The organism is Methylobacterium sp. Leaf94, from assembly GCF_001426045.1.
Classification (GTDB): Bacteria; Pseudomonadota; Alphaproteobacteria; order Rhizobiales; family Beijerinckiaceae; genus Methylobacterium.
This window is the reverse complement of sequence record NZ_LMRM01000001.1, coordinates 136,876-156,215: the sequence shown is the minus strand read 5'-3', so window position 1 is coordinate 156,215 and position 19,340 is coordinate 136,876. Positions and strand designations below refer to the sequence as shown.

Genomic DNA, 19,340 nt, shown 5'->3' with positions numbered 1-19,340 from the left:
CGAAGCCGGGAAACGCCGTTCGACCACCCGAGAGCGGGCGCGCGCGCTACTCGATGTCCTCGACCACATCCGCCCCGCCATAGACGCGCTGGGCGAGGGACGCTTCCATGAACGGATCGAGGGAGCCGTCCAGCACCGCATCAGGATCGGTGGACTGGGTGCCGGTGCGCAGGTCCTTCACGAGCTGGTAGGGCTGCAGCACGTAGCTGCGGATCTGGTGCCCCCAGCCGATGTCGGTCTTCGCGGCGGCCTCGGCACTGGCCTTCTCCTCCCGCTTCTTCAGCTCGGCCTCGTACATGCGGGCGCGCAGCATGTTCCAGGCGGTGGCCCGGTTCTTGTGCTGCGAACGCTCCTGCTGGCACGCCACCACGATGCCCGTCGGAATGTGCGTGATGCGCACCGCCGAATCGGTGGTGTTGACGTGCTGGCCGCCCGCGCCCGACGACCGGTAGGTGTCGATGCGGCAGTCCGATTCCTTGATCTCGATCTCGATCCGGTCGTCGATGACCGGATAGACCCAGACGCTGGCGAAGCTGGTGTGGCGGCGCGCGCTCGAATCGTAGGGCGAGATCCGCACCAGCCGGTGCACGCCGGACTCGGTCTTGAGCCAGCCATAGGCGTTGTGGCCCTTGATCAGGAGCGTGGCGCCCTTGATCCCGGCCTCGTCGCCGTCCGACCACTCGACGATCTCGACCTTGTACTTCCGGCGCTCGGCCCAGCGGCCATACATGCGCTGAAGCATGTTGGCCCAGTCCTGGCTCTCGGTGCCGCCGGCGCCGGAATGGACTTCCAGGTAGGTGTCGAAGCCGTCGGCCTCGCCGGATAGCAGCGTCTCGATCTGGCGCCGCGCAGCCTCCTTCTCGACGGCGCGCACGCCCGCCTCGCCCTCCTGGATGGTGGCCTCGTCGCCCTCCATCTCGCCGAGTTCGATCAGCGTGTGGGCGTCCTCGAGGTCCTGGCTCAGCTTCTTGATCGCGTTGACCGCGTCATCGAGCTGGGTGCGCTCGCGCATGACCTTCTGGGCGGCCTCGGCGTCGTTCCAGAGCTCGGGATTCTCGGAAGCCGCGTTCAGCTCCGCGAGGCGTTTCTCGACGGTATCCCAGTCAAAGATGCCTCCTCAGCAGTCCGATCGACTGCTTGGCGGCATCCGAGAGTTGTTCGATCTCGGCGCGCATCTGGTGTTTCGGGCTCGTGTGTTCGGGGTGTGGGACCGGGTGATACCGGGCCTGCCGGATGGTGTAAACGCCGGGGAGCGAAACCGAGGCTGCGACGCGCCTCCGGTCGGCGCGCCGGCGCAAGGGGGACGAGCCCGCACGTGGCTCCGCCTGCTCCCCGGCATCGGTCGTGACAGAAGGCGGATCGGTCCCCTGGGACGCGATGACCCCAGGCAGTGTCGCCGGGCCGACCGGCGCTAGCGGAGGGCGGGGCGGACGTAGTCCGGCGGGCCGATGCGGGCCGGCGCCAGGACGAATTCGCGCGGTCGGTGGCGCTGGTTGAGCGGGCCCTCGCTGAGGCCGTCGCTGAAATACTCGGTTCCGGTCAGGCCGAATCCGCCGCCGTTCATCACACTCGGCACCGGCACCGCCTCGGGAACGTCCGGGATCGGCCGGCCGGAGCTCGGGCTCGTCGGCAGCACCACGGGGCCGTTCGCGCCGAGATAGAGGGTCTGCGCGGAGGCACCAAAGGTGAACCCGAGACCGATCAGGCCAGCAGCGAGGAGGGTCCGCATCATCAGCACCACGATCAAACTCCGGCGGGCAACCTGAAGACCCGGAGGGACGCGCCCGGGGGCATCCTGCCCCAATCCCACGTTCCTGTCCGTGTCCGTTCGGTCGCGGGAGCGCGACATTCGTCGCTGTCCTGTGGGAAAGCGGCCGCGACGCGCGGCCTCGAGACGTCGACGGCCGGACATCGGCCCGGCCCTGCGACGCGTTCCGGGGGGCTCAGCCCTTGGCGCGGACCACTACCGAACGCTCCTGGAGCGCCGGTTCGCAGGTGGAATAGAAGCCGTTCAGCACGGTCGGCCGCGAGTTGCACTCGTAGCCGAGCGTCGGCTCGGGTGCCGGAACCGGGTCGCGGGCGACGATCGGCTTCGGCGCGCAGGCGCCCGCGGAGGCGCTCAGCACCAGGGCGACGGCAAGGGGCAGGCGACGAAGGGTCAGGCGACGCATACGATCCTCGGGCCTCGGCGAACGCACCGCGCGCAGACAGGAAACGCGGCGCGGCATCGCTGGGACCCTGCGGAGCGCGCCGCGCCGTGACAAGCGCATCGGTGCGTTTCGGCAAGCTTTGCGGCCGGCTGTCTCCCGGCCGCAACATTCAGGCCCTGTATCCGGGCCCAAGATCCAGACGAGGGAGCCTCAGCCGGCCTTCGACAGGGACGCCTCGGGCATCGGCACCACGTTGTGCAGCGTCTTGTCCGAGGTCTCGAAGAAGCGCCGGACGTTGCGCGCCGCCTGCCGGATGCGCTGCTCGTTCTCCACAAGCGCGATGCGGACGTAGTTGTCGCCGTGCTCGCCGAAGCCGATGCCGGGGGCCACCGCCACGTCGGACTTCTCGAGGAGGAGCTTCGAGAATTCGAGGCTGCCCAGCGCCTGGTACTTCTCGGGGATCGGCACCCAGGCGAACATCGAGGCCGACGGGGTCGGGATCTTCCAGCCGGTCTTGCCGAAGGACTCGACCAGCGCGTCGCGGCGCTTCTTGTAGATCCCGCGCATCTCGACGATGCAGTCCTCCGGCCCGTTCAGGGCGGCGGTGGCGGCGACCTGGATCGGCGTGAAGGCGCCGTAATCGAGGTAGGACTTCACGCGGGTGAGCGCGGCGAGCAGGCGCTCGTTGCCCACCGCGAAGCCCATGCGCCAGCCGGCCATGGAGAACGTCTTCGACAGGGACGAGAACTCCACCGTGCAGTCGATGGCGCCCGGGATCTCCAGCACGGAGGGCGGCGGATCACCGTCGAAGTAGACCTCCGCATAGGCGAGGTCCGACAGGATGATGATCTCGTGGCGCTTCGCGAAGGCGACGAGGTCCCGGTAGAAGTCGAGGCTCGCCACGTAGGCGGTGGGGTTCGAGGGATAGCAGACCACGATCGCCACCGGCTTCGGGATCGAGTGCTGCATCGCCTTCTCCACCGCGGGGAAGAAGGCTGGCGTCGGCTCGGCCGGCACCGAGCGGATGACGCCGCCGGCCATGAGGAAGCCGAAGGCGTGGATCGGGTAGCTCGGGTTCGGCACCAGCACCACGTCGCCCGGCGCCGTGATCGCCTGCGCCATGTTGGCGAAGCCCTCCTTCGAACCCAGCGTCGCCACCACCTGGGTGTCGGGGTTCAGGCTCACGCCGAAGCGGCGCTTGTAATAGTTCGCCTGGGCGCGGCGCAGGCCGGCGATGCCCTTCGAGGCGGAGTAGCGGTCGGTACGCGGACGGCCGGCGGTTTCCACCAGCTTGGCGATGACGTGCTTCGGGGCGTCGAGGTCCGGGTTGCCCATGCCGAGGTCGATGATGTCGGCGCCGTTGGCGCGGGCCTGGGCCTTGATCCGGTTCACCTGCTCGAACACGTAGGGGGGCAGGCGCTTGATGCGGTGGAAGTCGGTCATGGCCTTCACGATGTCCGAGAAAACGAGCGAGAGATACGAATGGGGGCGCGGGGCGGCGAGCGTCACCCGGCGCGAAGCTGTCATCATCCCGAGATGGCGGCGTGGTCTTCTCCGGATGTCCCTCGGGTGGAATCCGGACGTCTTTTGACGGCCTCGCCTGGCGCAGGGCCGTCGCAGAATCCGCACGCTCACTTCCCGTCTAGCAGTTTTGTGCCCCGACGCCGAACGATATCTGGGGGGCCTACGGCTTGGCGGCCTGGGCCGCGCCCTCGGCGGACCGGCCGCGCGCTTCGTTGCGCCCGCGCGCCGCGACGAGCTCCGCCTCCAGGGCCTTGGTGCCCTCGGGCGTCTTGGCCCGGATCGGCCGGGCCGGGGCGGAGACGCCCACCGGCATGAAGTCATCGCCGCCGCGGCGGGACTGGGCCACGAAGTCCGGCGCCTTGGCGGGCGGCCCGGCCTCGCCGGTGCCGTAGGCGATCCGCATGGGATTCAGGTCGCCGGAACATCCCGCGAGCAGGAGGGCCACGGCGAGGACCGCGACAAACTGAGAGTTGTGAAGCCCGGACATGGGAGAAGTCGGCCGTTTTGGAGGCGTGCGCTCTGGCGGAACTCCGCGATGGCGCGTTAATTTGTCGGAAACGAGGCCCCCTCGACCGTGCGGCAGGCGTCGTGCGGCCAAAGGTTCGGCCACACTCGGGGAGAGATGCACGCGTGACGACCGAACGGACGACACCGCTGCCCGACATCGAGGCCCTGTCCCGCAACGCGAGCCTGCTGGTCGAGGAATTCGGCCGTGCCGCGTCGCGCTACATGAAGCCCGTGGGCACGCCGGACGCCCTGCCGGTCGAGGTGGTCGAGCCGCCCGAGGAGGTCAAGGACGTGGTCCGCACCCTCGGCAGCGTCGCCGAGACCTGGCTCGCCGACCCGAAGAAGACCGTCGAGGCACAGACGAAGCTGAGCGAGGCCTTCATCACCCTCTGGGGCTCGACCTGGCAGCGCCTGCAGGGCGAGAGCGCTCCGCCAGTGGCCGAGCCCGAGCCGAAGGACAACCGCTTCGCCCATGCGGAATGGTCCACCAACCCGATCTTCGACTTCATCAAGCAGAGCTACCTCATCACCTCCCGCTGGGCCGAGGGCCTCGTGGACGAGGCCGAGGGCATCGACGAGCACACCCGGCACAAGGCGCAGTTCTACCTGCGCCAGATCACCGGGGCGCTGTCGCCCTCGAACTTCGTGATGACCAACCCGGAGCTGATCCGGCACACCCTCCAAGAGAACGGCGCCAACCTGGTGCGCGGCATGAAGATGCTCGCCGAGGACATCGAGGCCGGCAAGGGGCAGCTCCGGGTGCGCCAGACCGATCCGGCGGCGGGTTTCGAGGTCGGCGTCAACGTCGCGGTGACGCCGGGCGAGGTCGTCTTTCGCAACGACCTGATGGAGCTGATCCAGTACGCGCCGACCACGGAGACGGTGCTCAAGCGGCCGTTCCTGATCGTGCCGCCCTGGATCAACAAGTTCTACATCCTCGACTTGAACCCCTCGAAGAGCCTGATCGCCTGGATGGTCGGCCAGGGCCTGACGGTGTTCTGCATCTCCTGGGTCAACCCGGATGCGCGCCACGCCGACAAGGATTTCGAGAGCTACATGCGGGAGGGCATCGAGACCGCGATCGATGCCATCGGGGTCGCCACCGGCGAGAACGAGGTCGCGGCGGCGGGCTACTGCGTCGGCGGCACCCTCCTGGCCGTGACCCTGGCGATGCAGGCCGCCACCGGCAACAAGCGCATCAAGAGCGCCACCTTCCTTACCACGCAGGTGGACTTCACCCATGCGGGCGACCTGAAGGTGTTCGCCGACGAGGATCAGATCCGCCTGATCGAGTCGCGGATGCAGAAGCGCGGCTACCTCGAAGGCACCGGCATGGCGACCGCCTTCAACATGCTGCGCCCCAACGACCTGATCTGGTCCTACGTGGTCAACAACTACGTCAAGGGCCAGACGCCGATGCCCTTCGACCTGCTGTACTGGAACGCCGATTCCACCCGGATGCCGGCGGCCAACCACTCGTTCTACCTCCGCAACTGCTACCTGAACAACACGCTCGCGCAGGGCAAGATGATCCTCGGCAACGTCCGGCTCGACCTGAAGAAGGTGAAGATCCCGATCTTCAACCTCGCCACCAAGGAGGACCACATCGCGCCCGCCCTGTCGGTGTTCGAGGGCTCCGCGAAGTTCGGCGGACCGGTCGACTACGTGCTCGCCGGCTCGGGCCATATCGCCGGGGTGGTGAACCCGCCGGCCAAGCCGAAATACGGCTTCTGGACCGGAGGGCCGGCCAAGGGCCGGTTCGAGGACTGGATGGCGGCGGCCACCGAGACCAAGGGCTCCTGGTGGCCCTACTGGTTCGCGTGGCTGGAGCACCAGGCCCCCGCCCGCGTCCCGGCACGGGTGCCGGGCGAAGGCGGCCTCGCTTCGCTGGGCCCGGCGCCCGGCACCTACGTGCGCATGAAGGCGTGAGCGTCGCCGCGACGGGGTCCGATTGGACGATCCGCCTGGAGGCGGAGCTCGACCCGGGGATGCGGACCGCGATCCTGGCGCCCCTCGTCGCCTATAACGAGGCGCAGGTGCCGGGCGGCGACTGGGGCCTCCTCGCCCTCACGGTGCGGGATGCGGACGGCGCCATCGTCGGCGGCCTCTGGGGCCGGCACGGCTACGGCATGCTCTTCGTGGAGTTGCTGGCCCTGGGGCCGGCGCGCGGGCAGGGCCTGGGACGGCGCCTGATGCGGCAGGCCGAGGCCGAGGCGCGCCGGCGCGGCCTGTCCGGGATCTGGCTCGACACCTGGACGTTCCAGGCCCCCGGCTTCTACGCGCGCCTCGGCTTCACCGAGTGCGGGCGGATCACCGATTATCCGCCCGGCCATGACCGGATCTTCTTTGTGAAGCGCTTCGACGACGGCGGGACCGCAGCGGTTCCGCCGCCCTGAATACCCGGCGCCCTCAGAACTTGCGCACCAGCGGGGCCGGCGCGGCGGCGACGGGCTCCCCGAAGACGTAGCGGAAGCCCACCGAGACGATGTCGGCGCTGCTGTCGGCCACGCCCGCGAAGACGACGTTCTGGACGTTGTAGTCGCGGCCGGGGCCGGCCAGGATCCGCCCCTTGTCCACGAAGAAGTGCGAGTAGGCGACGTTGAGGGTCAGCTTCTCGCTCCAGCGGTAGCTTCCGCCGACCGACACGTTCACCCGGTCGCCGTCGGGCAGGCGCACCGACCGGTTCGAGAAGTCGATGGGGGAGGATTCGTAGGCGACGCCGGCCCGGACCGTCAGGGCCGGGGACCAGTCGTACTCGCCGCCGATGGAGTAGGTGTAGCCGTCCTTGTAGTTCAGGGTCAGCGGCGGGGCCGCGGCGCGGGCGCCGGCCGAGACGATGTTGACCAGCCCGAGGCGGCTCCAGTTGTCCCACTCGAAGCCGAGATTGACGCGGGCCACCGGGGTGATCGCCTGGGTGAGGCCGACACTGAGCTTCTCGGGGGTGTTCAGCTTGGCCTTGATGTCGCCGCCCAGCGCCGCCAGGGCCCCGGGCAGGATGAGCTGGCCGCCGATGTCGTGATGGACCGACGAGCGGTAGCCGACGCCGATCGCGGTGCCCTCGAAGGGCGTGATCAGGGCGCCCGCAGTGAACCCGACGCCCCAGGAGTCGCCCTTCAGGCCGGAGCTCGGCAGGGCCGCCGGGTTGAAGACCGGGGACGGGATGAAGGCCTGGCGCAGGACGAGCTTGAAGTACTCGATGTTCGGGCCGGCGGCGACGGAGAGCCACTCGTTGACCTTGAAGCCGATGACCGGGTTGAAGGCCAGGGAGAAGATGCGGCTCGACCGGCCGTAGAGCTCGCCCGACCAGGTCTGCCGCGGCTTGGTCACGAGGCCGAAGGGCGCGCCGGAGGTGATGCCGACCCAGAGGCGGTCGTTGATCTGGTAGGAGGTCGCCCCGGCCGGAACGATCGCGCCCTGGCCGAGCTCGCCGCTGTCGCCCAGGCGGCCGAAGGCCGGGTTCGTACCCACGTCGGGCGTGATCTTCGCCGACAGGTTGATGAAGGACAGGTTCTGCTCGGTGACCCAACCCGGCCGCATGGTCACGGTGGCGGGGTTCCAGAACATCGAGGAGACGCCGCCGGATCCCGAGGCAGCGCCCGCGAAGGCGAGGCCCTGGGCCTCGGTGCTCTGCTCGCGGATGCCGAAGGCGCCGGCCGAGGCGCCGGCCACGCCGGCGCAGAGGATGGCCGTGGAAACTCCCGATCGCGCGAGGCCGCGCAGAGAACGGCGCCGAATCGTGCCCATCATGACGTCAGACCCATCCCTATTGTTGGTGCTCGCTTGTCCTGTCCCGTTCGGGACGGCCTCGCACCTTGGGAGCGACAATGACGCGAGTGGCGCGACTTCGCAAATCACGAATTGAAAAGTAAAACTGTCGGATAGTTCGAAAGCAATACTGTAATTGGCGCGATATTGCAGGCCTGGCCGCGCTCTGGCGAGCATGCCGGCAGAATGGTTCACATCTAAACTCTCGTCGACGTGAGTAAGCCGCGCGGGCGAAAAAATGCGCCCGGCGCATCTCCGGACGGGGGTGTGACCTTTCGGCGACAGGCCGGTCATGGGCCCGGCGTCCCGGCACGATCGGCCGGTGAGACGGCAGGCCATCCGTCGCCGATTGCCCCTTGCCGCCCATCCCGCTCCGATCGATGTCAGGCAGGGGACAGCCATGCGGAGGCACGAGCGATGAAACTGGTACGCCACGGCGCGAGCGGAGACGAGAAGCCGGGTCTCATCGATGCGCAGGGTGTCCTGCGCGACCTCTCGGCCCATGTGCGCGACATCGCCGGGCCTGCCCTGTCCCGCGAGACCCTGGAGCGTCTGCGCCGGCTCGATCCGGCGAGCCTGCCGGCCCTGCCGGCGGACACCCGCCTCGGCCCCTGCGTCGGCGGCACCCGCAACTTCGTCGCCATCGGGCTGAACTTCAGCGACCATGCCGCCGAGATCGGCGCCGACATTCCGCCGGAGCCGATCCTCTTCAACAAGGCGCCCTCGTGCCTCGCCGGGGCGAACGACCGGGTCATCCTGCCCAAGGGTTCGGCCAAGACCGACTGGGAGGTGGAACTCGCTTTGGTGATCGGCGCGCGCGCCTCCTACGTGCACGCCAACGAGGCCCTGTCCTACGTGGCGGGCGCCTGCATCTGCAACGACGTGTCCGAGCGCGCGTACCAGATGGAGCGCGGGGGCACCTGGACGAAGGGCAAGGGCTGCCCGACCTTCGGACCCCTCGGTCCCTGGCTCGTCACCCTCGACGAGATTCCCGACCTGAAGAATCTCGGCATGTGGCTCGACGTCAACGGCACCCGGATGCAGACGGGTTCGACGGCCACGATGATCTTCGACGCGGCGCAACTCGTCGCCTATGTCTCGCATTTCATGATGCTGGAGCCCGGGGACATCATCACCACGGGCACGCCCCCCGGCGTCGGAATGGCGCGCAAGCCGCCCCGCTTCCTGCGCAGCGGCGACGTGATGACCCTCGGCATCGCCGGGCTCGGCGAGCAGCGCCAGGAGATCATCGCCTTCGACGACTGGACCGCCAAGGTCGCGGCGGGCGAACCGACGCATTGAGGGCGTGCGGCCGGCTTGATTTTCCGGCCGAGATTCGCCTCATGGGGGCTATGACCGACACCCTGGCCCCCCTCGCCGCCCGCGCGGCTCCCGCCTCAGCCGCGATCCGTCACGACTGGACCGTGGCCGAGATTCAGGCGATCCACGACCTCCCGCTCCTCGACCTGGTGTTCCGAGCGGCGGAGGTCCATCGCGCCCACAACGATCCGGCCGACATCCAGCGAGCCAGCCTGCTGTCGATCAAGACCGGCGGCTGCCCCGAGGATTGCGCCTACTGCCCGCAATCCGCCCACCACAAGGGCACCGGCATGGCCCGCGAGCGCCTGATGCCGGTCGATGCCGTGCTGCGGGAGGCGGCCGAGGCCAAGGCGGCGGGCGCCCACCGCTTCTGCATGGGGGCGGCCTGGCGCCAGCCCAAGGACGGGCCGGAATTCGACGCCGTACTGGCGATGGTGCGCGGCGTGCGCGGCCTCGGCATGGAGGCCTGCGTCACCCTCGGCATGCTCTCGCCTGCGCAGGCCGAGCGCCTCGCGGAGGCCGGGCTGACCTCCTACAACCACAACCTCGACACCGGCCCCGACTTCTACGGCGACATCATCTCGACCCGCACCTACGAGGACCGCCTCACCACGCTTCAGAACGTGCGCGATGCCGGCATCGGCGTCTGCTGCGGCGGCATCGTCGGCATGGGCGAGGGGGTGAAGGACCGGGCGAGCATGCTCCAGGTGCTGGCCAACCACGCGCCGCACCCCGAGAGCGTGCCGATCAACGCGCTCGTGGCGGTGGAGGGCACGCCCCTGGAGGACCGCCCCGCCGTCGACCCCCTCGACCTCGTGCGGATGTGCGCCACCGCCCGCATCGTGATGCCCCGCGCCCGCGTGCGCCTCAGCGCCGGCCGCAAGGGCCTCACCCGCGAGGCGCAGATCCTCTGCTTCCTCGCCGGGGCCAACTCGATCTTCTACGGCGAGCGGCTGCTGACCACGGCGAACAACGAGACCGATTCGGATGCCGAGCTCCTGCGCGACATCGGCATCACCGTACCGGGCCTGACCCTGGCGGCGGCAGCGGAGTAGCGCCCGCCCGTTCGGTCCGCCATCCGGCGACGTCGGCTCAGGCGACGGCGGCGTCCGGGATGGTGATGCGGAAGCAGGTGCCGATCGCGGTGTCGTCGAGGCTGAGGCGCCCCCCGTTCAGCTCGATCAGCTCCGACGCGATGGCGAGGCCGAGGCCGGTGCCGCCGGAGCGCGACGAGCCCTTGAACGGGGAGAACAGGTGCTCGCGGGCCCGGGGCGGCAGGCCGGGGCCGTTGTCGGCCACGAGGATCGTCGTCTCGCCGGCGCCGGGCTGGCCCTGGCGGCGGGCCCGGATGGTGATCTCGGGGTTCTCCTGGGACGGCGCCTCGTAGCCGGCTCCCTGCGGGCTCAGGGCCTGCACGGCGTTCCGGACGATGTTGGCGAGCGCGCGCGAGAACTGATCCGGGTCGACGAAGATCCGGAGCTCGGTCGGACAGAGTTCGCGGATGACGATCTTCGAATCGCGCCCGCGCCCGGCCAGGTCCGCCTGCTCGGCGACGATCTGGGCGATGGGGACGAGGCGGCGGTTCGGGTTGCGCTCCGTCGCCCGCCCGTAGGCCAGAGTTTCCTCGCAGAACCGGATCGCCCGATCCAGCGTCGCGACGAGGCGGGGGGCCACCCGCTGGGCGACGGGATCGGCGACGCCGTCGAGGCGGTCGCTGAGGAGTTGCGCCGTCGTCAGCAGGTTGCGCAGTTCGTGGTTGATCTTGCTCACCGACAAGCCGAGGCCGGCCAGCCGCCGCTTCTCGCGCAGCTCGCTCGCGAGCGCCGTCTCCATGCGGGCGAGCGCGATCTCGGCATGGCCGATCTCGTCCGTGCGCCGCGAGGGCACGATCACGCCGTCGATCGCTTCCGGATCGTCGGCGAACCCCGTGATGTTCTGGACGAGGCGCCGGACCGGCCGCACGATCACCCGCTGCAGGACGAGGAAGATCAGGCCCGCGACGGTCGCCGCGAGGGCCAGGGAGGACAGAGCCAGCCGGATCGAGAAATCCGCCACGGCCTCCCGCAGGGGGTGGGGATCCATCAGGATCTCCACGAGGTCGAAGCCGTCGCGGCCGTGCCCGATCACGCGGATCGGATCGCCCGATTCGGTCAGGAGCGTCCGGGCGACGCCGTTGATCGACCGGATCCAATGCTCCGACCGCAGGTCGATGGTGTCCGAGACCGTGTCCGGGACGGGTTCGTTGGCGAGGAGCCGGCGGGTCCCGTTGCCGCGCACCGCGATGGCGCGCGCGCCCGCACCCGCGAGCAGGCGCTGGGACAGCCCTTCCGAGACCTGCTGGTCGGGGGCCGCGTCGAGGACGAGGGCGGCCACCTGGGCGGCGGCGATCCGGTCCGACAGCCACATCCGGCGGTAATTCGCCACCGTCGGGACGTAGATCAACACCTCGATCAGCGCCACGAACGCCACGGTGAGCAGGAAGAGCCGACCGGACAGGCCGAGATGCCGGCCGAGACCACGGGCGGCCACGGGGTTCGTGGCGGTCGCCTCCTGCTGAATTTCGACGCGCGACGTCACACCCATCTCGGTACTTGGCGTTTCCGGTGTCCTAACGGCGCGGCGGGTGACGGCGTGAACCCGATCTGGAGCGTGATCCAGTGGCGTTTTCAGGGCGACGGCTCGGAGCGCGATTGCCCACCAACGCTCCGCACCGCATTAGGCTGCGTCCGGAGATACAACTTTTTAGATCAGGTGTCTGGCCAAATTCGATCAGGATTCTAGCCGGCGCCGCGCCTGGAGGCGACGTCGTAGGAATACCGAGATCAGGGCCAGGGCGGCCAGGGCGCCCAGGCCGAGCACCATCTTGGGGGTGATGAGCGCGCGCAAAGTCAGGGCGTTCTCGCAATCGAGGCCGTCGGCGGCGAGGCATGCCGCCTTGGCGGTCTCGTGCGCCAGCACCACGTCCTCGATCGCCGCGCCGGTGGCGGCGTACACGAAGGCCCCCGGCAGGAGGCCGACCAGGGTCGCCAGCACGAAGGTGCTGCGCCGCACCCCGAAGGCGGCCGGGGCGAGGTTGGTCATCCAGAACGGAAAGATCGGCAGCAGGCGCAGGAAGGCGATGTAGCCGAAGGCGTCCTCGCGAAAGCCCGCCGCGAGGCCCGCCAGGCGGGGACCGGCCCGACGCAGGAGCAGGTCGGAGGCAGCCCCGCGCCCGATGGTGAAGACGATGGCGGCCCCCGTGGTGGCCGAGGCGACGGCGACGAGGGCGCCGGGCACGATCCCGAACAGGAATCCGCACAGCATCGTCAGGAAGAGCGAGGCCGGCACCGACACCACCACGGCCCCGACATAGACGAGGTAGGCGACCACCATCGCGCGGAAGCGATCCTCGGCCACCCAGGCGTTGAGCCAGGCCCGGGAGGCGAGCAGCCGGTCAAGGCTGAGGAGATGCGAGGCGCCGGAGGCCAGCACGGCCAGGGAGGCGCAGACGAGGAGCAGCAGCGGTCCCCAGCGGAAGAGGCGCTTCAGCCGGCTCGGCGCTCCGGCGGGTCCGGCGGGCGGAGGCGTCGGCGCGCTCACCCGCGCTTGCGCATCCGCAGGATCTTGAAGAACCCGCCCGGGAAGGTCGGCGCGACGCCGATGAACTCGACCCCATGGGCACGGGCCCAGGCCTCGATCCGGCTCGCCTTGAAGTCGGAGGACCAGCCGATCTTCGTACAGAGCGGCGCCACGATCTCCTCGACTTTGGCCACGGGCCCGGTGTCCTGGCCGAAATGATTGGCCAGCACGATCTCGCCGCCCGGCCGGATCACGCGGAGGAACTCGGAGAGGGCGGCCTCGGGATCCGGCACCAGGGTGATGAGGAACTGCGCCACCACGGCGTCGAAGCTCGCATCGGCGTAGCCGAGGCGGCAGACGTCCATCACCTGGAGGCCGCGCACGTGGCGCAGGCCGCGGCGCAGAATCTTGGCGCGCGCGCGCTTCAGCATGTCCTCGGAGAGGTCGACGCCGCAGACGAAGCTCGTCGGGGGGTAGTAGCCCAGCGACAGGCCGGTGCCGACGCCGGCCTCGAGGATGCGCGGGCCGCAGGCGACGGCGGCGTTCACCGCGTCGCGGGCGGCCGGCTCCGTCAGCTTGTCGTAGACCACGTCGTAGACCGGCGCCCAGCGCGCATAGGCCTTGCGCATCAGGGCGGTGCTCGGACCGGCCTCCCGCGGCTCGCTCAGCATGTCGATCTCGTCGTCCTGTTGGGGGATGGGGTTCGTTCGGGCCGTGATCCGGTCAGGCCGCTTCGGCCGCGCCGGTCGCCAACGCGTCGATGCGCCGGATGGTGCCACCGCCGAGGACCCGGGCGCGCGGGCCGTCATCGGCGTAGAGCACGCAGGCCTGTCCGGGCGAGACGCCGTCCTCCGGGGTGGCGAGGACGATCTCGGCGCCGTCGCCCGACGCATCGCGGCTCAGGAGGGCCGGTCGCGGCTCCCGGGTCGAGCGCACGCGCACCGCCACCGGCAGGTTCTCCACCGGCCCCGCGTCGCCGAGCCAGTTCAGGTCGGTGATGCGGATGCGGCTGGTGGCGAGCGCCGCGCGCGGCCCGACCACGACCCGGGCGGTGTCGGGCTCGAGGCGGATGACGTAGAGGGGCTCGCCCACCGCGAGGCGCAGGCCCCGGCGCTGGCCGACGGTGTAGTGGATGATGCCCTCGTGCTGCCCGAGCACCCGGCCGCCGAGATCGACGATCTCACCGGCCCGGGCCGCGTCCGGCCGCAGCCGCGCGATCACGTCGGCGTAGCGCCCCTGGGGCACGAAGCAGATGTCCTGGCTGTCGGCCTTCTCGGCCACGGCGAGGCCGAGGTCGCGGGCGAGGCGCCGGGTCTCGTCCTTCGGAAGCTCGCCCAGGGGGAAGCGCAGGAAGTCGAGCTGTTCCGCCGTGGTGGCATAGAGGAAGTAGCTCTGGTCCCGGGCCGGATCGAGGGCGCGGTAGAGCCCGCGTCCGCCGGAGGCCTCGGGCCGGCTCGCCACGTAGTGCCCGGTGGCGAGGCAATCGGCCTCCAGGTCCCGGGCGGTGCGCAGCAGGTCGCGGAACTTGATCGAGCGGTTGCACTCGACGCAGGGGATCGGCGTCTCGCCGGCGAGGTAGCTCTCGGCGAAGCGGTCGATCACCGATTCCCGGAAGCGGTCCTCGTAATCGAGGACGTAATGGGGAATGCCGAGGGTCTCGGCCACCCGGCGCGCGTCGTGGATGTCCTGGCCGGCGCAGCAGGCCCCCTTGCGATGGGTGGCGGCGCCGTGATCGTAGAGCTGGAGCGTGATGCCGACGACGTCGTAGCCCTGCCGCTTCAGGAGCCCGGCCACGACGGAGGAATCGACGCCGCCCGACATGGCGACGACGACGCGCGTCTCGTGGGGAGCCTTGGGAAGATCGAGGGAATTCATCGCGCCAGACTGTGCCGGGAGGGACCGGTCCGGCCCCGCGCGTGAGTCTATAGCCATCCTCGGGCGCGAGTTCCAGGGAGGCCGATGCGCCGGGTGTGTCCCCGCGCATGGCGGCGGCGGTCGGGCCAAAGCTGCCGGGCGCCCGGCAGGATTTGCCCCCTTGCACCGGCGCGGGACGGGGTCTCAGAGAAAAAGATTTTTCTGTACAGTGGCTTGCGTTCCGCGCGCGCTGGCCCGCACCTTGCGGAGGGATGCGGCGGAGAGGATTGTCGCCCATGGCCGTCTCATCGATCGATTGGAACGCACTATCCCGGCGCACGGCTTCGCCGGGCGCGGTTCCGTCGCGGGGATCGGCCGCCACCACCTTCCGGCTCGACCCGCCCGCGCCCGACCCTCGTCCGCGGGCCGCGGAGGCCCATGCCCGGGACGACCGTGCGGCGGCCGATGCCCGCAGCGACCGGATCGCCTCCCAACGGGCCAACGACGCGGCAGCGAACCGCGAGGCGGCGCAGGCCCGCGACACCGCGAAGGCCGCAGCCGAGGCGCGTCAGGTCGAAGCGCGCGCGCTCAAGGCGGACGGGGCCAAGGCGGACGGGGCCAAGGCGGAGGGGGCGAAGGCGGACGGGGCCAAGGCGGGCAGCAACAGGACGGGCGCGGCCGGCGCCGAGGCCCGCGGCGGACCCGTCCCCGCCCGTCCCGGAGCATCGGACGCGGCGCGGGGCCCGCGCGACGCGACGAACGCATCACCCGGGGCGAGCGCGCGCCAGGACACGACCGCGCCGGCCGAGAGCGACGCAGCCACCGGCGCCACGACGGCCGGGGAAGCCGCCTCCGCCGACCCGCCGGAGAAGACCGAGGCCACCGCGCAAACCGGGACCGCGACGCCGATCCTGCTCCTGCCGACTGCCCCACCGCCCACCGCCCTGGCTTCCGCCGCGCAGGGCGCCGCTGCGGCCGGGCCCGGCGGCGCGGTTCCCGCCGACGCGTCCGGGACCGCTGCGCCGGTCGTGGCCGTGGGCACGAACCACGACGGGAGCGCGGCCCGGGGGCTGCCCGGCCTGCAGGTCCAGGCGCCCGCCGGCCGTGGCGACGGGTCCGAGAGCGGTGAGCCGGGCAACGGCAAGCCGCAGGGCGATCTCGCCGCCGCCCTCGCCCCGGCCTCGGACGCCGCCGCACGCACCGACCTGACGCCCGCCGCCCCGGCGGCGCCCGCGCCGGCGCACGCGAAGGCAGCGGAGGCGGCCGCCCCCGGCGCGCCGGGCGCGCCCGCACCGGCGCCGGTGCCCCTCGGCGCCGTGCCGATGACGATCGGCCTGCGCTCCCTCGCGGGCAGCAACCAGTTCGAGATCCGCCTCGATCCGAAGGATCTCGGCCGCATCGACGTCAACCTCGACATCGACAAGGAGACCGGCGCGGTCCAGGCGCGTCTGGTCGTCGACCGCCCCGAGACCCTGGCGCTGCTGCAGCGCGACGCCGGCAACCTGCAGCAGGCCCTGGCCCAGGCCGGCCTGAATCCCGGCGACGGCAGCATCAACCTCTCGCTCCGCGGAGACGGTCCGTCTGACGACCGACAGAGCGGCGCCGGTTCCGATGGGCAGCGGTCCGAGACGGGCCGGAGCGCCCGTGCCGACACACCCGATCCGACTTCCCTCGCCGCCGTTCCGATGCGCCGTTACGGCGCCCTCCTCGGCATCGACATCCGCATCTGAGGAACCCGATCATGGCTTCAGGCATCACCGGCGCTTCGAGTACCACCGCGTCGAGCGGAACGACCAAGACCTCGCAGCAGGAGCTCGCCGGGAATTTCACCCAGTTTCTGACGCTGCTGACCACGCAGCTGAAGAACCAGAATCCCCTCGACCCGATGGACACCAACCAGTTCACCCAGCAACTGGTGCAGTATGCCGGCGTGGAGCAGCAGCTGAAGTCCAACGACCGCCTGGACTCGATCCTGAGCAATGCGAAGTCGTCGAGCGCCGCCTCGGCCACGGGCTTCATCGGCCAGACGATCACGGCGGACGGCAAATCCACGGCCCTCAAGGACGGCGCCGCGAGCTGGACCCTGACGCCGGCGCGGGCGGCCAAGCAGGCGACGATGACGATCAGCGACGCCAAGGGCAACGTGGTGGCGACGCAGACCAAGGCCCTCACCGCGGGCGAACAGGCCTTCACCTGGGACGGCCGCTCGTCCAGCGGCTTCACCGCGCCCAACGGGACCTACGCGATCAAGGTCGATGCCGTGGACGCCACGGGGGCGAAGGTCACGGTCGACACCAAGGTGAGCGGGACCGTCGACAGCGTCGATCTCAGCGGCTCGGAGCCGGTGCTGATGGTCGGCAAATCACGGGTTCCGGTCTCCACCGTTCAGGACATCGGCGCCGGGTTGTCCACATGACGAACAGGGCGAATCCAATGCGAACGATCCGCTTCAAGATATCTTAAGTGGGCACAAGTAGCTTCCAATCTCGACAGGTCAGTCGAGTTGTAGAGCGTATCATGACCGAACCAAGCCGCCCGAGAGTTAAGTACGTCATCGGGCCTGATGGAAGTCCGTTAACCATCGCGGACCTTCCGCCGACCACGACCCGGCGATGGGTGATCCGTCGCAAGGCCGAAGTGGTCGCCGCCGTCAGAGGCGGATTGCTCAGCCTCGAAGAGGCCTGCCAGCGCTACACCCTCACCACCGAGGAGTTCCTGAGCTGGCAGTTCTCCATCGATCAGCACGGTCTGGCCGGCCTGCGCACCACGCGCATCCAGCACTACCGCCACTGAGCCGGGCGATGGCCGGGGTCTCCGTCGGACCCCGTCGCCGCCCCTCCCGAACCCGGAAGCCGCGTCCCCTCACCCGGGCGCGGCTTTCGCGTTTTGCGGTCTTCCCGGGTGGCGCCGACACCCCTTCGTTCAGGATCGTTAACTCGACGCTAACCACGACCCAGGCAAATTTTGCCGAGCGGGTGCCGGCAGTCCGGCGCCGCGTCTCGGGTGGGTGCGTCGCGTCGTGAAACCGGTCCTCGACCTCGTGACCAAGTTGGGCCCGGCGCGCCTGGCCGCCATGGCCGCCGTCACGATGACGCTGATCGGCTTCTTCGCCTTCGTGATCCTGCGTGTCTCGAAGCCCGACATGGGCGTGCTCTTCGCCGACCTGTCGATGTCGGATTCCTCTGCCGTGATCCGTGACCTCGACGCGCGCGGCATCAAGTACGAGACCAAGGGCGACGCGGGCCAGACCATCCTCGCCCCCCGGGCCGACCTGCCCCGCCTGCGCATGGACCTCGCCGGCAAGGGCCTGCCGAGCGCCGCCGGCGTCGGCTACGAGATCTTCGACAAGGGCGACGCCTTCTCGTCCACCAACTTCGTCCAGAACGTGAACCACCTGCGCGCCCTGGAGGGCGAGCTGTCCCGCTCCATCCGCGCCATCGGGCGGGTCCAGGCGGCGCGCGTCCACCTCGTGATCCCCGAGCGACGGCTGTTCGAGCGCGACCGGGAGATGCCGAGCGCCGCCATCGTGCTCAAGCTGATGGGCGACCTCGACCCCTCCCAGGTGCGCGCCATCCGCCACCTCGCGGCCTCCGCCGTCGAGGGCCTGAAGCCGGAACGGGTCTCCATCGTCGACGAGCGCGGGCGCCTGCTCGCGGACGGCGCCCGCGGGGCCGAGGCCGAGACCGGCGCCGGCATGGAGGAGAAGCAGGTCGGCATCGAGCGCCGCCTGCGCGCGCAGATCGAGGAGATCGTCGCCGGCATCGTCGGCGCCGGGCGCGCCCGCATCCAGGTCAGCGCCGAGCTCGACCTGAACCGCATCGAGAGCCGGTCCGAGAGCTTCGACCCCGAGAGCCGGGTGGTGCGCTCGACCCAGACCCGCACCGAGAATTCGCTGACGGGCGGTGCCGAGGGCGCGGTCAGCGTCGGCAACGAACTCCCGGGCGCCAATCAGCCCGGCCAGACGCCGACCCAGAAGGATTCCACGAACAAGAACGAGGAGACCACGAATTACGAGATCTCCCGGGTGACCAAGACCGAGGTCGCCGAAGGCGGCCGGATCAAGCGCCTCTCCGTGGCGGTGGTGGTGGACGGCGCCTACGTGCCCGGCCCGGACGGCAAGCCCGTCTACCAGGCCCGCCCGGCCGCCGAGGTCGACCGCATCGCCGCCCTGGTGCGCTCGGCCATCGGCTTCGACAAGGCGCGCGGCGATCAGGTCGAGGTGGTGAACCTCCGCTTCGCCGAGACGCCGGTCCCGGCCGAATTCGCCGAGCCGTCCCTGGTCCAGTCGCTGCTCTCTCCCTCCAAGGAGGAGATCATGCGGATCGTCGAACTCGGCGTGCTGACGATGCTGACCCTGATCGTCCTGATGGCGGTGGTGCGCCCGCTCCTGAAGAAGGTGCTGGCCTCGGAGCCGATCCAGATCGCCCTGGTCTCGGGTGCCGGAGCGGCCGGAGCGGTGGCGGGCGGCGAGGCGCTGATGGTGGCGCCCGACAACCCGACCGCCCGCCTCGTGGATTTCGCGCAGCTCAACGGCAAGGTCCAGGCCGAGACCGTCCAGCGCGTGGTCGACATGGTCCGTGCCAGCCCGAGCGAGACCGTGGAAGTGCTCCGCAACTGGATTCACGAGAGCTGATGCGCGTCCTGTCCCCCCTCCCCACCGTG

General features: G+C 70.3%; 18 protein-coding genes. 8 read left to right on the top strand and 10 right to left on the bottom strand.

Features of this window, described 5'->3' with window-relative positions; translation table 11 throughout:
- Positions 1–46 precede the first annotated feature (46 nt).
- From prfB to ASG63_RS00685, 5 genes are all read right to left on the bottom strand, one after another.
- Positions 47–1,175 (bottom strand): peptide chain release factor 2 gene (gene prfB, locus ASG63_RS00705; RefSeq protein WP_156375915.1). Its coding sequence is split into 2 segments (ribosomal slippage): positions 47–1,105 and positions 1,107–1,175, totalling 1,128 coding nucleotides; the frame shifts between segments, so codons are not numbered across the junction.
- Between the two features lie 236 nt (positions 1,176–1,411).
- Positions 1,412–1,732: a hypothetical protein gene (locus ASG63_RS00700; protein WP_082559136.1), complete on the bottom strand. Its 321-nt coding sequence runs from the start codon at positions 1,730–1,732 to the stop codon at positions 1,412–1,414.
- Between the two features lie 211 nt (positions 1,733–1,943).
- On the bottom strand, positions 1,944–2,171 hold the full coding sequence (locus ASG63_RS00695) for a hypothetical protein (RefSeq protein ID WP_056211065.1): 228 nt from the start codon (positions 2,169–2,171) through the stop codon (positions 1,944–1,946).
- A gap of 189 nt (positions 2,172–2,360) precedes the next feature.
- A complete protein-coding gene (locus tag ASG63_RS00690) occupies positions 2,361–3,593 on the bottom strand; it encodes an LL-diaminopimelate aminotransferase (protein WP_056211437.1) in 1,233 nt (410 codons plus the stop codon).
- A 241-nt stretch (positions 3,594–3,834) separates the two neighbouring features.
- Positions 3,835–4,161, bottom strand: a complete 327-nt coding sequence (locus ASG63_RS00685; protein ID WP_056211063.1) for a hypothetical protein — start codon at positions 4,159–4,161, stop codon at positions 3,835–3,837.
- Between the two features lie 143 nt (positions 4,162–4,304).
- Here ASG63_RS00685 and phaC point away from each other — a divergent pair, with 143 nt between their 5' ends.
- Positions 4,305–6,110: a class I poly(R)-hydroxyalkanoic acid synthase gene (gene phaC, locus ASG63_RS00680; protein WP_056211061.1), complete on the top strand. Its 1,806-nt coding sequence runs from the start codon at positions 4,305–4,307 to the stop codon at positions 6,108–6,110.
- Positions 6,107–6,577 carry a GNAT family N-acetyltransferase gene (locus tag ASG63_RS00675; RefSeq protein WP_244479775.1) on the top strand — a complete coding sequence of 157 codons (471 nt, stop codon included), beginning with the start codon at positions 6,107–6,109 and terminating at the stop codon, positions 6,575–6,577. Before phaC ends, ASG63_RS00675 begins: the two co-directional genes overlap by 4 nt.
- A 13-nt stretch (positions 6,578–6,590) precedes the next feature.
- Here the strand turns inward: ASG63_RS00675 and ASG63_RS00670 are convergent, their stop codons facing one another.
- The gene (locus ASG63_RS00670; RefSeq protein WP_082559123.1) at positions 6,591–7,928 is read right to left on the bottom strand and encodes an outer membrane protein transport protein; all 1,338 of its coding nucleotides are present in this window, start codon (positions 7,926–7,928) and stop codon (positions 6,591–6,593) included.
- Between the two features lie 435 nt (positions 7,929–8,363).
- Between ASG63_RS00670 and ASG63_RS00665 the strand changes: the two genes are divergently transcribed.
- Together ASG63_RS00665 and bioB are read left to right on the top strand one after the other, a co-directional pair.
- Positions 8,364–9,248, top strand: a complete 885-nt coding sequence (locus ASG63_RS00665) for a fumarylacetoacetate hydrolase family protein (protein ID WP_056211059.1) — start codon at positions 8,364–8,366, stop codon at positions 9,246–9,248.
- A gap of 50 nt (positions 9,249–9,298) precedes the next feature.
- Positions 9,299–10,321: a biotin synthase BioB gene (gene bioB, locus ASG63_RS00660; RefSeq protein ID WP_056211057.1), complete on the top strand. Its 1,023-nt coding sequence runs from the start codon at positions 9,299–9,301 to the stop codon at positions 10,319–10,321.
- A 37-nt stretch (positions 10,322–10,358) separates the two neighbouring features.
- Here the strand turns inward: bioB and ASG63_RS00655 are convergent, their stop codons facing one another.
- The 4 genes from ASG63_RS00655 to mnmA all read right to left on the bottom strand — a co-directional run bounded on the left by ASG63_RS00655 (position 10,359) and on the right by mnmA (position 14,699).
- Complete coding sequence (locus tag ASG63_RS00655; RefSeq protein ID WP_056211055.1) at positions 10,359–11,849, bottom strand: sensor histidine kinase; 1,491 nt, start codon at positions 11,847–11,849, stop codon at positions 10,359–10,361.
- Between the two features lie 186 nt (positions 11,850–12,035).
- Complete coding sequence (locus ASG63_RS00650; protein ID WP_056211053.1) at positions 12,036–12,845, bottom strand: TVP38/TMEM64 family protein; 810 nt, start codon at positions 12,843–12,845, stop codon at positions 12,036–12,038.
- A complete protein-coding gene (locus ASG63_RS00645) occupies positions 12,842–13,495 on the bottom strand; it encodes a class I SAM-dependent methyltransferase (protein WP_056211051.1) in 654 nt (217 codons plus the stop codon). The genes ASG63_RS00650 and ASG63_RS00645 overlap by 4 nt, the downstream gene beginning before the upstream one ends.
- A 52-nt stretch (positions 13,496–13,547) precedes the next feature.
- Complete coding sequence (gene mnmA, locus ASG63_RS00640) at positions 13,548–14,699, bottom strand: tRNA 2-thiouridine(34) synthase MnmA (RefSeq protein WP_056211049.1); 1,152 nt, start codon at positions 14,697–14,699, stop codon at positions 13,548–13,550.
- A 275-nt stretch (positions 14,700–14,974) separates the two neighbouring features.
- Here mnmA and ASG63_RS00635 point away from each other — a divergent pair, with 275 nt between their 5' ends.
- The 4 genes from ASG63_RS00635 (at position 14,975) to fliF (ending at position 19,311) form a co-directional block, all read left to right on the top strand.
- A complete protein-coding gene (locus ASG63_RS00635; protein ID WP_056211047.1) occupies positions 14,975–16,408 on the top strand; it encodes a flagellar hook-length control protein FliK in 1,434 nt (477 codons plus the stop codon).
- 11 nt (positions 16,409–16,419) lie between these two features.
- A complete protein-coding gene (locus tag ASG63_RS00630; protein ID WP_056211045.1) occupies positions 16,420–17,094 on the top strand; it encodes a flagellar hook assembly protein FlgD in 675 nt (224 codons plus the stop codon).
- Positions 17,095–17,195: 101 nt separating this feature from the next.
- Positions 17,196–17,471, top strand: a complete 276-nt coding sequence (gene sciP / locus ASG63_RS00625) for a CtrA inhibitor SciP (RefSeq protein WP_018044452.1) — start codon at positions 17,196–17,198, stop codon at positions 17,469–17,471.
- Between the two features lie 226 nt (positions 17,472–17,697).
- Positions 17,698–19,311, top strand: coding sequence for a flagellar basal-body MS-ring/collar protein FliF (fliF, locus tag ASG63_RS00620; protein WP_056211431.1), 1,614 nt, complete (start codon positions 17,698–17,700; stop codon positions 19,309–19,311).
- Positions 19,312–19,340: the final 29 nt, after the last annotated feature.